Source organism: Prevotella sp. S7-1-8, assembly GCF_000758925.1.
Taxonomy (GTDB): domain Bacteria; phylum Bacteroidota; class Bacteroidia; order Bacteroidales; family Bacteroidaceae; genus Prevotella.
The window spans coordinates 19,579-32,237 of record NZ_JRNC01000050.1 but is presented as its reverse complement, the minus strand read 5'-3'; the positions used below and the strand labels follow the sequence as shown (position 1 = coordinate 32,237).

Genomic DNA, 12,659 nt, shown 5'->3' with positions numbered 1-12,659 from the left:
CAAAGATAGTGTTTTTTAAGAATAAACAACAAATTAAATGAAAAATAAATACCGAATGAACTCGATTTTTATTATCTTTGCATTTAATCAACAAGGGCTACCTTGATGCCACGCTAAATGGCTTTGACAGGCTACCTGACGCTTGGAATACCTCAACCAAATAAACACAATATTTATGAAATTTTTAACAAACGAAAAACTTGTTATCGTCGGTGCCGGCGGTATGATTGGTTCCAACATGGTGCAGAGCGCTTTGACGCTTGGCCTTACGCCTAACATTTGCTTGTATGACATTTACGAGCCGGGTGTGCATGGTGTGTTCAACGAGATGCAACAGTGCGCTTTCCCGGGCGCCAATATCACTTATACGGTTGATCCCGCGGAGGCTTTCACGGGCGCCAAATACATTATATCCTCCGGTGGCGCTCCCCGTAAAGAGGGTATGACGCGCGAGGACCTGCTCAAGGGCAACTGCAAGATAGCCGCCGATTTTGGCGAGAACATCAAAAAATACTGCCCTGATGTTAAGTTTGTGGTGGTAATCTTCAACCCTGCCGACGTAACCGCCTTGACCGCCCTGATCCACTCGGGCTTGAAACCTAACCAACTGTCTTCCTTGGCCGCTTTGGACTCCACCCGTTTGCAGCAGGCTCTGGCCTTGGAGTTTGGCGTTCAGCAAGACAAGGTCACTGGCGCTCACACCTATGGCGGCCATGGCGAGCAGATGGCCGTGTTCGCTTCGCAAGTTAAGGTGGACGGCAAGCCATTGTCCGAGATGGGCCTTTCTGACGCTCGTTGGGAAGAAATCAAGCACGACACCGTGCAGGGTGGCTCCAAGATTATCAAGCTACGTGGCCGCAGCTCATTCCAAAGTCCCGCTTATCTCGCCGTGAAGATGACAGAGGCCGCTATGGGTGGCGAGAAGTTCACCCTGCCCGCTGGTTGCTATGTTAACGACGAAAAATTGGGTTTCAAGAACGTTATGATGGCCATGCCAACCACTATCGATACCGATGGCGTGCATTACACGGCGCCCAAGGGCACGGATGGCGAGATGGCTTCGTTGCAAGCGTCTTATGAACACCTCTGCAAGATGCGTGATGAGATAGTAAGTCTCAACATCGTTCCCGCCGTGGAGGAATGGAAGAAAGACAACGCCAACCTCTAATAACAGGGTTACGGCATTGCCGTGGACTGATATAAAATGGCCCGGCCAACCGCGAGCGCGCGGTTGGCCGGGCGTTTTTGTACGCTTGCCGCATGGCTGGCAAGTAACGATCGTGGTATGCGCTAAGCTGATGTCTTGACTATAAAGGTAACATGATAGCCTGCTACGGGGCGTTCCGCCAGTTGCAAGTCGCCCCCGGATACGACCATGAGTTGGCGCGAGAGTGACAGGCCGATGCCCGTTCCGGTGGTCTTGGTGGTGAAAAAGGGCACGAAGATGTCTTTGGCCACGTCGGCCGCGATGGGTGCGCCGTCATTGCTCACCCACAGCGCGCCGTCCCATCTTGCGTCGATTGTGCCGGCTCCTGCCTCCACGGCGTTTTTGACAAGGTTGAGCAGCACTTGTCTCAGCATGTTTCCATCGGTGTGGACGATTGTCTCCGCTGGTATGCCAACATGCCACTTGAGATTGCCGAAGAGCGTTCTCAATGAGTTTAGAAGCTCCAACAGGTTTATGTCTGTTGGCGCGGCTTCCTGCAATCGGGTGAGCTTGCGGTAACTGTCCACGAAGGCGCACAAGCCGTCGCAGGTGTCGTGGATGGCCCTGATGCCCTCCTCGTAGGGCGAGCCCTTGATGCCCGGGTGGGCGAGATAGGCTTGGCTGATGCTGCTGATGGGCGTTGTGGCGTTCATAATCTCGTGCGTAAGGACGCGCGTGAGTCGTTGCCAAGACTCCACCTCGTGTCTGGCCACAAGCCGGGCGATGTCTTGCCCGAGATCGTTGAGAGTCTCTTGCAACGCCCGCTCGCCCCTGAAGAGCCCTTTGGTAGGCAGCCGGAACATGAAATCTTGGTTCAGGATGGCCTCGCGCATCAATTGGGCGCGGCGCGCCAACAGCTTTTGGTGATACAAAAACCATGCGCCAACAGCCAGCGTCGTCACAACCATCACCCCCACAATCCATTCCCAGTTCGTCATTTTTACAACTGTTAGTTTTCCTTAATCTCCTTATGCACGCGCGGCTTGTACTCATTTGCGCAACTTGGCGTATAGCGTTTGCCGGGTGATGCCCAGCAACTCGGCCGCCTTGCTGATGTTGCCGTGGCAGGTTTCCACCACCTTGCGCACGTGCTCCGCCTCTATCTTGTCGAGCGGTTCCACTCGTTTGTTGCGGTCCACGGCGTCTTTCAGCGCGCGCACCAAATCATCGTTGTCCCATGGTTTGGTCACGAAATCGGCCGCCCCCGCTTTCAGTCCCTTCACGGCCAACTGCACGTCGGCGTAGGCGGTCATCAGCACCACGGGCGTGTTGGCATGTCGCTTGATGATGGCGTTGAGCCAAACCAGCCCCTCCCTGCCAGAGTTGACACCCATTCCGAAATTCATGTCGAGCAGCACCACGTCCACTTGCTCGCTCGCCAAGGTGGGCAAAATGTCGTCCGGGTGGCTCAGGGCTATGGTCTTGCCAAAGACGCCATCGAGGCATATCTTCACGGCGGTGAGCACGCCGGGATTGTCATCCACCACCAATATTGTTCCGTACGAAGCCATACGCTATCCGTTTGTGATTGTTTGTGATTGCAGGGAGATCAGGTTGGGAAAATAACGTTACCTATATAATATGTAGGAGGTGAGCGGCGCGAGCGTGCCTCTCAACATGCCGCGGCTGACGAAGAACGTGTCTTGGTGAACCTTGTCTTTGTATTTGCCGTTGCGGAGCGAGGTTCTCAGGCTGACAACTTGTGGCTTATGGGAAATGTTGATGATCGCCGCTCCTTTCTTTCCGCGTGTCACCATGATGGCTTGGCCGTCGTTTGCGTATGAGACGCTCTCCGGTTGCCCGTGCATGGCCTTTCGGAACATGTTGGCGGCGACCACCTCCGGGTGCCTGAAGGCGTCGTTGCCTTTTTTCCCCACAATGTTGTTTCCCCATATGTTTTGGGGTGAGCTGCCGTCCGGACGACTATAAAAGAGGGGTGTGCCAAATTGCCGCGCGGTGATAAACACCCATCCCATGCGTATTTGGTCGTCGGTCAGCGCCGCGCTCTCGTGGCCGTTGCAGTATGTGTCGTGCGACTCTACCCATGTCACCAATCGGCTGGGGGCTGCCGGATGGCAGTATTTGGCAATCTCGCTTGCCTTCCATTCGTGGCCCTCCAGCGCGTGCCTTATGCACCAACCCAGCGCGCTGGCTGTCACGCGGCCTATGGCGTCGGCGTATTCTTTCTCCTTGACATTGGTATCTTGCAGCACCTCGCCGTATATGAAAAGGCTGTCCGCGGGGAGCGCCAATCGCAGGCCTTTGACGGCTTTGCGCCCTGTCGCGACATCCCAAAAGTCGTTTTGGGGTGATTTGGGGTCTTTCGGGTCGCTCGGCAGGCCTATGTGTTTGGCCGTGTCGTAGCGAAAACCGCGCACGCCACACGCCAAGAGATCATTGACATAGGTGAGATAGTAATGCTGAAAATCGGGATTCTCGGTGTTTACGTCTGGCAGCCCTCCCATTTGGCCGGTGGTGCATTGCAACCGGTCGCTATAATCTTTTATCTCCGTGAACCCATTGGCGTGGTAAAGGTTGGCGTGCCCTCCGACAGCCGCGTCGAGGTCGGCCTCCACTTGGCAGTCGTTGATGGCGGTGTGGTTGGGCAGCACGTCGACTATCACTCGCACGCCATAGCGTTTGGCCTCCTTGCAGAGGGCTATGAGATCATCTCTGGTGCCCATTTGGTAATTTCCTATTTTCCAGTCGGTGGGCTGGTATTGGTAATACCACTTGCCATGCCCGAACAGCTGATTGCCGCCGCCCTTGTCACGGCTCACCTCGGTGACGCAGCGCTGCGCGGGTGATGTTTGCACGATGGTGTAGCCCGCCTTGGCGATGGCTGCCATGTTCTCGCGTATGGTGTTGAACGACCAGCACCACGCATGCAGTATCATGTTGTCGTTGGACGCTGGCTTGAGGGCGTAGCCCTGGCGCGGCAATAGAAGGGCCAAGGCGAATAATAAGAGCAATTTCTTCATTCTTGTATTGTTAGGATTGGTCACGTATAGTCATTCCAATAGCAAAGATAAGACTATTTCATTGAACATTGGCAAATAGGAATGGCTAATTTTATATGTCATGGTCGAAAAAGCCGCGCGCGCTGCGCTTTTGTCTTTTAAAATTCTTTTATTTCTCGCGCCTTTGTGTATGACTTTCATACAAACAGGTGTATGATATTCATACAAACCTCTTCTTGACGCCACAAAATCCTTGTATGGGTGAGCTTGCCTTCCTAAATTTGCGGTATAAAACTTTAATGATGAAACGAACAAGTGTAATTTTATCTATGTTGGTGACGCTTTGCGTCCATGTCCATGCCCAAGAGGCGTGGTCGGTGGATCGTTGCATGAGGTACGCCGTGGCCCATAGCCATGGGGTGAGGCAACAACAGCTCGCGCTCGATGACAACGAGAGCGACCGCATGAGGGCTTGGGGCGCTTTCTTGCCATCTGTGGAGGCGGGCGTAGGTGGGCAGTTTAACTTCGGCCGCACCATCGACCCGGAGACCAATACCTATACCAACGTGAACACCTTTTATAACAACTACAGCCTCTCGGCCTCGCTGCCGCTCTTTGATGGCATGCGCCGCTACCACGCATTGCGTTTGGCCAAGGTGAACACGCTGCTGGGCAGGCAAGCCCTGCGCGCCAAGCAGGACGAGACCGCCATGCAAGTTTACAAAGCGTACGTGAATGTGTGCTACGGCCGCGGGGCGCTCGCCATCGCCACGGATAAGCGCGACGAGAGCGCGGAGCTGCTGCGACGCACGCGTCTCATGGAGCGGGTGGGCACCAAGGGCGGCGCCGATGTAGCCCAAATGGAAGCCACGTTGGCCGCCGATGAGTGTGAGGTGACACGTTGCCAAAACTCGCTCAGCAACGCCACGCTCGCATTGAAGTCAGCCATGAACTATCCCGCCGATTCCATGTTGACGCTCGACACCTTGGGCGTGAAGCCTATAGCGACACCCATTGCCAGCGCCGCCGATATTTATGCGCGCGCCAAAGCCGTAAATCCCACGCTCAGACAGGCGGAATATGGTGTGGCCGCGGCTCGGCAGTCGCTTGCCATCGCACGTGGAGCGTTGTTGCCAACGTTGAGTGTGGGTGGAGGATTGGGGACCACCTATTTTAAGAACCTGCACCAATCGGGGGGTGCGAGCCTTGGCGACCAGTTGCGTAACAATATGGGCAAATATGTTTATGCCACGCTCTCCATTCCCCTTTTCAACCGGTTGGCCACTGTGTCGAGCATACGTCGGGAGCGCAACAGCCTGCGCAAGGCCCGCGAGCGGTTGGACTTTGAGCGCTCGGAGCTACGCCGGCTTGTAACCGAGGCGTGGACAGACCTGCAAGACGCATGGGCCGAGCAAGCCAAAACACGGAGCGTGGTGGTGGCGGACAGCATAGCGGCGCGCGTCAGCGTTCGTAAGTATGAGGAGGGAATGGCCTCGCCATTGGACGTGCGAGCCACGGCGGTGGCCCTCGCCCGGAGTCGCGCGCAATATTTGCAAAGCCAACTGAACTGTATGTACAGACAACGAATACTCAATTATTATCAAGGAGACGCATTATGGACAGACCTATAACACACAAGACGGCACTACGCCGCAAGCACTTACCTTTCATCGCCGCCGGTATTGGCGTGTTGGCCCTCGTGGCTTGGATTGTTCTCGGCAACCATGACAGCGCTATCAGCGTGGACGCGTCGCAGCTCACCATCAGCACCGTCACGCGGGGCCAATTTAACGACTATGTGCGTCTCAATGGCCAAGTAGCGCCCATACAAGTGGTGCAAATATCGCCCGAGGAGGGTGGGATAGTGCGTGAGAAAGTGGTAGAGGAGGGTGCGATGGTACACAAGGGCGACGTGATATTGCGCTTGAGCAACAGCGATCTTGACCTTCAAATCCTCAACGCCGAGGCCGAGTTGGCCGAGAAGCAAAACCTGCTGCGCAACACGCAGATTGCCATGCAGCAAGACAATCTTAACAATGAGACCGAGCGCGCCACGCTCGACATGGGCGTGGAGCGCGGCAAGCGCGCCTACCAACAGAACAAACGGCTATATGACGACCACTTGGTGAGTAGAGAGGCCTATGAGCAAAGCAGAGAAGATTACGAGCTGGCATGCCGGAAACAAGCGCTCATACGCAAACGCATAGGAAGGGACGCGGCTTACCGCAAGGCACAGATGGCGCAGATGGCGGACAATCTCGCCAACATGCGACGCAATGTCTTGCTCGTGCGTGAGCGCAAGAGCAAGCTCGAGGTGCGCTCGGCCATTGACGGAGAACTGGGCTTGCTCGACGTGGAGTTGGGGCAAAGCATCACACCCGGACAGCGCGTAGGGCAGATAAACGACCTTAGCGACTTCAAAATCACCGCCCTCATAGATGAGCATTACATAGACCGTGTGCGCGCCTCGCTGCCCGCCACTTTTGAGCGTGACGGCAAGACGTTCAAACTGACGGTGCGCAAGGTGTACCCAGAGGTGCGCGACGGCAAGTTTCGCATAGACTTCGCGTTTGTCGGAGCGCGCCCACACAACATAAGGAGCGGCCAAACTTATTACATCAACCTTGAGTTGGGCAAGCCCGAGCCGGCAGTGCTCATTCCACGCGGCACGTTTTTCTATACCACGGGCGGTAACTGGATTTTCGTGCTCGACAACAACGGCAAGGCACACCGGCGTAAAATCAGCATAGGCAGGCAGAACCCACAGTATTACGAGGTGACAGAGGGCTTGGCGCCCAACGAGCGTGTCGTGACAAGTGGTTACGAGGCTTTCAAGGACAATGACGTGTTGGAATTAAAATAACAAATAAATAAAACTGCTATGATTAAGATTGAGAACCTGACAAAAATTTTCCGAACGGAAGAAGTGGAGACCGTGGCACTGAACGGCGTGAATATGCAAGTGGCCGACGGAGAGTTTGTAGCCATTATGGGACCGAGCGGATGTGGCAAGTCCACGCTACTCAACATCCTTGGCTTGCTTGACAATCCCACCGAGGGACAATATTTTCTCGATGGCGAGGAAGTGGGACGTTTGAGAGAGAAAAACCGCACGAAATACCGCAAGGGACGCATAGGTTTTGTGTTTCAGAGCTTCAATCTCATCGACGAGCTTACCGTGGAGGAGAACGTGGAGTTGCAACTCAAGTACCTTGACGTGCCTCGGAAGGAGCGCCGCGAGCGCGTGTTGGAGATACTGCGCAAGGTGAACCTGTCCCAACGCGCTCGCCATTATCCGCAACAGTTGTCCGGAGGACAGCAGCAACGTGTGGCCATCGCCCGTGCCGTGGTGGGCCACCCCAAGCTCATCTTGGCCGATGAGCCAACGGGAAACCTTGATTCAAAAAACGGCTTGGAGGTGATGCAATTGTTGTCCAAACTCAACGCGGAGGGTACCACCATCGTCATGGTGACCCACTCGAGGCATGACGCTACCTATGCCAACCGTGTGGTGAACCTGTTTGACGGACAAATCGTGGAGAGTATGGATGGAATGTTATAAAAAAGCGCCATGAAATCATTTTTTCGCTTTCTTCTTCGCAATCCTCTTTATACATTCATTAATATAGTCGGATTAGCGGTCTCGTTAATGTTTGTAATTCTTTTTGGGGATTATACATGGCGGCAATGCACTGTCGACAGCCAACATGACAATGCTGACAGGATAGTTGTTTTGGGCAATCAGAGCAACCTTTACACTTGGCATGGCCCTACGCAAGATTTGGGCAAGATGTTGCCGGAGGTGGAAAACACTTGTTGTGTGCTGGCTCATAGTGGCAACGTTATGGTCGAGGGCAAGAAAATAGACAGAGGGAGTAACGCCGATGGGCAGAACGCAGCCAATATATTATTGGTCGATTCTTCTTTTTTCAACATCTTTGATTATGATATAGTGGATGGAGACCATCGGTCACCGCTACGCGTCTCGGACAATTGTGTCATCACAGAATCGCTTGCCCATCGTCTTTTTCCTGACGGAAAAGCGATAGGCAAAGGAATAGAGATAGTGGGAGATAGAGACATTTGCATTGCCAACGACAACCCATACGACAGTACGCTTGTCTATACGGTGTCGGCAGTGATGAAAGATTTTGACAAGACTATCTTCCCTAACAGTATTGAGGTTGTGGTCCACATGAATCGGCAACCTCAAATATGTGGCTTCATGGCTTCTCCCAATGCGTACGCTTACACGGGCAATGGATATACAAGGTCTTTTTTACTGTTACGCCCGGGAGCCGACTTGTCCTCAAAACGTGACATGATAAAAAAATACATGAATACGAACATTCCTGCCTTGGGGTTCAGCTCGTGGAAGGAAACAACTTTAACGCCTTTGAGAGAACTCATGTTCAGCCCACTCAATGATGGTTGCGGACTCCAAAAGGGAGACCGTGGACGAATGGGCGTCTTGTTGGCGGTGGTTGTCGCCATCTTTCTTTTCGCTGTCACAAACTATATCAACCTTACCATGGCCAATATGGGATTTAGGTTCAAGGAAATGGCCACCCGTATGCTGTTGGGTAGTGAAAAGATACAAATATCCATGCAACTCATCGCCGAATCGGCGTTTATCGTGTCAGTTTCGTTTGGGCTTGGCCTGTTGTTGGCTTTCGCTTTCCAAGACAAAGTGAGCATGTTGTTCAAAGGGCATATCATGTTGCAGCATGACATCAACGTTCTCTCAATTACAATTTGTGTAGTGTTTATAGTGGCATTAAGCATATTGTCAGGCATCTTTCCCATTTTGCAAATGGCCAAGTACAAGCCTGTTGACGTGATAAAAGGCTCGTTTCGCTATCATTCCAAGATGTTTTTGGGACGTTTGTTCATCATGTTGCAAAGTATGGTTATGGTCATGATGCTCACGGCCACACTCGTCATATATCTTCAAGTGCGGCATTTGGTCAACGCTCCGTTGGGATTTAATTACGAGAATGTGTTCATGGTGGCTGCCAACAATGCTCAGGCCATGCGTGAAGAGTTGGACAAAATGCCTTTCGTTCAGCGAGTGGGATGTTTTGAGGGAACCAGCTTGACCGGTAATAACAGAAATATGATTACAATTCATCGGCCTGATAATGATGCCACACAAGACGTCTCGTTCTATACATTGAACATGGACAGTGTGGCACTTGGGATTTATGGCTTAAAACTTTCTGTAGACTATGGCCCTTCCGAAGGCTCATACTATCTAAATGAGAGGGGGGCGCGTTTGCTTGGCCTGCGCGACAATGATCGCGTGTTGACATTGAATGACGGCAAACATCAGTTGTCGGGTATATTTAAAGATTTTCATTTCTGCAATATTTTGATGGAGGCGCAGCCTTTTATCATTCGGATATTAGATCCAGCGGACATGAAAAACATGTTTTTTTTAGTAAAGACCGACGGCTCGCTTCAAGCTGAACAAAGGCTTAAAGAGGCTGTGGCCAGAGTGGATAAAACCAAAGAAGACTTGAAATGGAAAGTTGATAACTTTAAAGAAGATATCAACGCAGCTTTTGAAGACAACAACAACACGTTGCTCATCGTGGTACTGTTTGGTGTAGTGGCATTGTTTATCTCAACGCTGGGCTATATCGGAACGTCTGTCTTTTTCATACGTCAACACAAAAAAGAGGTTGGTATTCGAAAAATAATGGGATGTTCTACAGAATTGGTCCTGTGCAATCTGTTGCGCCGTTTTCTCTCGCCCCTGCTTCTCTCTTATATAATAGCCACTCCTTTGGCATGGTATGTTTTGAGTGAGTGGTTGCGAAATTTCCCATATCGCATCTCGCTTACGCCGTGGATGATGCTGCTGCCAGTGGCTGTTTCGTTTGCCCTGGCACTGTCCTCTGTCTTTCTCCAAACCTTGAGGGCAGCTTGCACAAATCCTGTCAAAACCATTAAAACAGAATGACAATGAAATCATTATTATATTTATTTCGCCGATACAAGTTGGCCGCCACGCTCAACCTGCTCGGGTTGAGCATAGCCATCGCGGCCGCTTACTTGTTCCTGACCCAGGCCCATTACAACAGTTATTACAATCATGGGTTGCCCAATTACGAACGTACGTATCGATTCGAGATACTCAACGAGGAGAACGGCAGTGGGTGGTCAGACTTTGTGATGCGCCCTTTTGAGGTGGCGTTTGCCACGGTGCCCCACGTGGAGGCCGTGCAGAGCGTTGATATAACTTCGCACGAGTTTGCGGTCAATGTGGGCGATCGTGAGTTTGAGACCACCGTTCTTGCCATGGGACGGCCTGGCCTGCGCTTCTTCGGGGCGAAAATGCTGTATGGCAGCGACAAGGATTGGCAGCACAACGAGCTTGCCGCCATCGTATGCCGCAGCGAGGCCGTCAGACTTTTTGGCACCGAGCGGGCCGTGGGCCGACAGTTTGTCGACAAGCAGCGCGCCCAAACCTATACGGTGGCGGGCGTGTGCGAAGACTTTCCCGAGAACTGCATGATGCCCAATGGCATTTACACGTGCTATGGCGACCGCCTTTTGGACGACCGCTCGGAGTGGAGTTACGTTGTCTACCTGCGGCTTGACAATGCCGACAATCGTGCCATCGTGGAGAAAGCCCTCAAGCATAAGGTTATGGAACTGTTTGGTATCACAGACGAGCGTAGCTTCGACAGGGATAGTGGCTTCAAGCTGAGGCTTACGTCGATGGCGGACACCTACTTCTCCGGGGTGGGATTGGCCGACAAGGGCAGTCGCAACCTTGTGGGCGTACTGTATGGCGCCGCTATCTTCGTGCTTATCGTGGCACTGCTCAATCTGGTCAACTTCACGTTGGCGCAGGCTCCCATGCGCATGCGCGGCGTCAACACGCGCAAGGTTATGGGTGCGTCTGTAGCGACATTGCGCTGGCGCGTCATCATCGAAAATCTTGTAATCACGTTGATAGCCATTTTGTTAGCGTCGTTGTGGGTATGGCTTTTCGTCTCGAGCCCCACCTGCATGCGCCTAATTTCGGGCAGTGGATTGCGGTGGTCATTGGCACTTATCACGGCTGTTGGCGCCTTGATGGTCGGTGTGGCGTCGGCCCTTTTCCCCGCGTGGTATGTCACGTCGTTTGCTCCCGCCTTGGCCCTCAAGGGCGCTTTCGGGCTTACGCCGCATGGACGCAAGTTGCGCTCACTCATGCTCTTCGTGCAGTTTGTCATCGCTTTCGCGTTGGTGGCCTACGTAGGTGTCATGGCATCGCAGTCGCATTACATATTTAACACCGACTATGGCTTTGACAAGGACGAGGTGCTTTTCGCCCAATTGTCATGCGAGGGCATGCACAAGAAAGCCGCCATCGCCAATGAGCTGCGCAAATTGCCATGCGTGGCGAGCACCGCCTATGGCGCGTCTGAGCTTGGTGACGGTGACCTTTTTATGATGTGGGGGCGTGGCGACGACACGCATCGCATGAGATACAATGTCGTGCCGGTGGACAAAGACTACTTGCGCACCATGGGAATACGCATAGTGGAAGGTCGCGACTTCAACGACGCCGACGCCCGGGGGGCTTATATCATCAACCGTAACATGGCCAAGCAGTACGGTTGGCTGCGCGTGGGAAGCCCTATCTCTATCTCCACCAGCGCATGGGGAGAGGGTGCTTACGATGTGGTGGGCGTTTGCGAGAATTTCAAGCTCACCTCCATGCGCCGCGATGACAGCGCCGCGCCAGTGGCGTTCATCATCATGGGCGACGACTACAAAGAGTGGGGTGACCGCTGTGGAATGTTGTTCGTGCGTGTCGCGGCCGGTTTTGACAAGTTGGAGGCCAAGCGCCAACTCACTGGCATGTTGCAGAAGCTCGACCCATCGCAAGTTTACGAGTTCAGTTTCCTTGACGAAAAACTGCAATATACCTATCAGGACGAGTTTCGCTTCATATCCCAAGTGCGCACCTTCGCGTTGGTATGCCTGCTCGTCACGCTCGTGGGCGTATTCAGCCTGACCATGTTCGAGAGTGAATATCGCCGAAAGGAGATAGCCTTGCGCCGTGTCATGGGAAGCTCCGTGTGCCAAGTGTTGCTGCTGTTTGTCCGGCGATACCTGCCGTTGCTCATCTTGGCGTTCGTGGTGTCGGTGCCCATAGCATGGTATCTGGCCGACCAATGGCTGCGCAATTTTGCCTCTCACGCACCCATTTGTTGGTGGGTGTTCCCACTGTCGCTCATCGTGGTTTCCATGCTGGTGACGCTCACGGTGGCTGTGCAGAGTTGGCGGGTGGCCACCACCAATCCGGTGCAAAGCATCCGCACCGAGTAGACGACAGACACAAACAGGCCTATCTATCACGCTTCTCGCCATTGTTTGACAAGAAAGAACAGTGGGCGAGGAGCGTCTCGTGTTAAAAAAAAGTGGACAGGAAACATGCTCCGACTGGTTGTTTTTTTGTATTTTTGCAGAGATAAGTTATTTTTCTCACGTGC

General features: G+C 53.1%; 9 protein-coding genes. 6 read left to right on the top strand and 3 right to left on the bottom strand.

The window, feature by feature from the left end; translation table 11 throughout:
• The first annotated feature begins 175 nt into the window (after window positions 1-175).
• Entirely contained in the window at window positions 176-1,168 is a 993-nt protein-coding gene (locus HMPREF1640_RS08495) for a malate dehydrogenase (RefSeq protein WP_036893913.1), read from the top strand.
• A gap of 122 nt (window positions 1,169-1,290) precedes the next feature.
• On the opposite strand, the gene HMPREF1640_RS08490 is transcribed toward HMPREF1640_RS08495, so the two are convergent.
• Genes HMPREF1640_RS08490 through HMPREF1640_RS08480 form a run of 3 tightly spaced genes read right to left on the bottom strand, consistent with a single transcriptional unit; the run spans window position 1,291 to window position 4,188 of the window.
• Window positions 1,291-2,145, bottom strand: a complete 855-nt coding sequence (locus HMPREF1640_RS08490; protein WP_036893889.1) for a HAMP domain-containing sensor histidine kinase — start codon at window positions 2,143-2,145, stop codon at window positions 1,291-1,293.
• Between the two features lie 51 nt (window positions 2,146-2,196).
• Complete coding sequence (locus HMPREF1640_RS08485) at window positions 2,197-2,718, bottom strand: response regulator transcription factor (RefSeq protein ID WP_036893888.1); 522 nt, start codon at window positions 2,716-2,718, stop codon at window positions 2,197-2,199.
• Window positions 2,719-2,775: 57 nt separating this feature from the next.
• Window positions 2,776-4,188 carry an alpha-amylase family glycosyl hydrolase gene (locus HMPREF1640_RS08480; RefSeq protein ID WP_036893912.1) on the bottom strand — a complete coding sequence of 471 codons (1,413 nt, stop codon included), beginning with the start codon at window positions 4,186-4,188 and terminating at the stop codon, window positions 2,776-2,778.
• A 278-nt stretch (window positions 4,189-4,466) separates the two neighbouring features.
• On the opposite strand from HMPREF1640_RS08480, the gene HMPREF1640_RS08475 reads away from it, so the two are divergent.
• Genes HMPREF1640_RS08475 through HMPREF1640_RS08455 form a run of 5 tightly spaced genes read left to right on the top strand, consistent with a single transcriptional unit; the run spans window position 4,467 to window position 12,495 of the window.
• A complete protein-coding gene (locus HMPREF1640_RS08475) occupies window positions 4,467-5,798 on the top strand; it encodes a TolC family protein (RefSeq protein ID WP_197051502.1) in 1,332 nt (443 codons plus the stop codon).
• The gene (locus HMPREF1640_RS08470) at window positions 5,783-7,030 is read left to right on the top strand and encodes an efflux RND transporter periplasmic adaptor subunit (protein WP_036893887.1); all 1,248 of its coding nucleotides are present in this window, start codon (window positions 5,783-5,785) and stop codon (window positions 7,028-7,030) included. The genes HMPREF1640_RS08475 and HMPREF1640_RS08470 overlap by 16 nt, the downstream gene beginning before the upstream one ends.
• A gap of 18 nt (window positions 7,031-7,048) precedes the next feature.
• On the top strand, window positions 7,049-7,729 hold the full coding sequence (locus HMPREF1640_RS08465) for an ABC transporter ATP-binding protein (protein WP_036893886.1): 681 nt from the start codon (window positions 7,049-7,051) through the stop codon (window positions 7,727-7,729).
• A gap of 9 nt (window positions 7,730-7,738) precedes the next feature.
• Entirely contained in the window at window positions 7,739-10,132 is a 2,394-nt protein-coding gene (locus HMPREF1640_RS08460; protein WP_081935324.1) for an ABC transporter permease, read from the top strand.
• Window positions 10,133-10,134: 2 nt separating this feature from the next.
• Entirely contained in the window at window positions 10,135-12,495 is a 2,361-nt protein-coding gene (locus tag HMPREF1640_RS08455; protein ID WP_036893884.1) for an ABC transporter permease, read from the top strand.
• Window positions 12,496-12,659: the final 164 nt, after the last annotated feature.

Excerpts from the sequence above, each read along its gene's own strand:
- HMPREF1640_RS08465 (WP_036893886.1), top strand. The coding sequence starts at position 7,049 with ATGATTAAGATTGAGAACCTGACAAAAATTTTCCGAACGGAAGAAGTG.
- HMPREF1640_RS08470 (WP_036893887.1), top strand. The coding sequence starts at position 5,783 with ATGGACAGACCTATAACACACAAGACGGCACTACGCCGCAAGCACTTA.
- HMPREF1640_RS08480 (WP_036893912.1), bottom strand. The coding sequence starts at position 4,188 with ATGAAGAAATTGCTCTTATTATTCGCCTTGGCCCTTCTATTGCCGCGC.
- HMPREF1640_RS08490 (WP_036893889.1), bottom strand. The coding sequence starts at position 2,145 with ATGACGAACTGGGAATGGATTGTGGGGGTGATGGTTGTGACGACGCTG.
- HMPREF1640_RS08460 (WP_081935324.1), top strand. The coding sequence starts at position 7,739 with ATGAAATCATTTTTTCGCTTTCTTCTTCGCAATCCTCTTTATACATTC.
- HMPREF1640_RS08485 (WP_036893888.1), bottom strand. The coding sequence starts at position 2,718 with ATGGCTTCGTACGGAACAATATTGGTGGTGGATGACAATCCCGGCGTG.
- HMPREF1640_RS08455 (WP_036893884.1), top strand. The coding sequence starts at position 10,135 with ATGAAATCATTATTATATTTATTTCGCCGATACAAGTTGGCCGCCACG.
- HMPREF1640_RS08475 (WP_197051502.1), top strand. The coding sequence starts at position 4,467 with ATGATGAAACGAACAAGTGTAATTTTATCTATGTTGGTGACGCTTTGC.
- HMPREF1640_RS08495 (WP_036893913.1), top strand. The coding sequence starts at position 176 with ATGAAATTTTTAACAAACGAAAAACTTGTTATCGTCGGTGCCGGCGGT.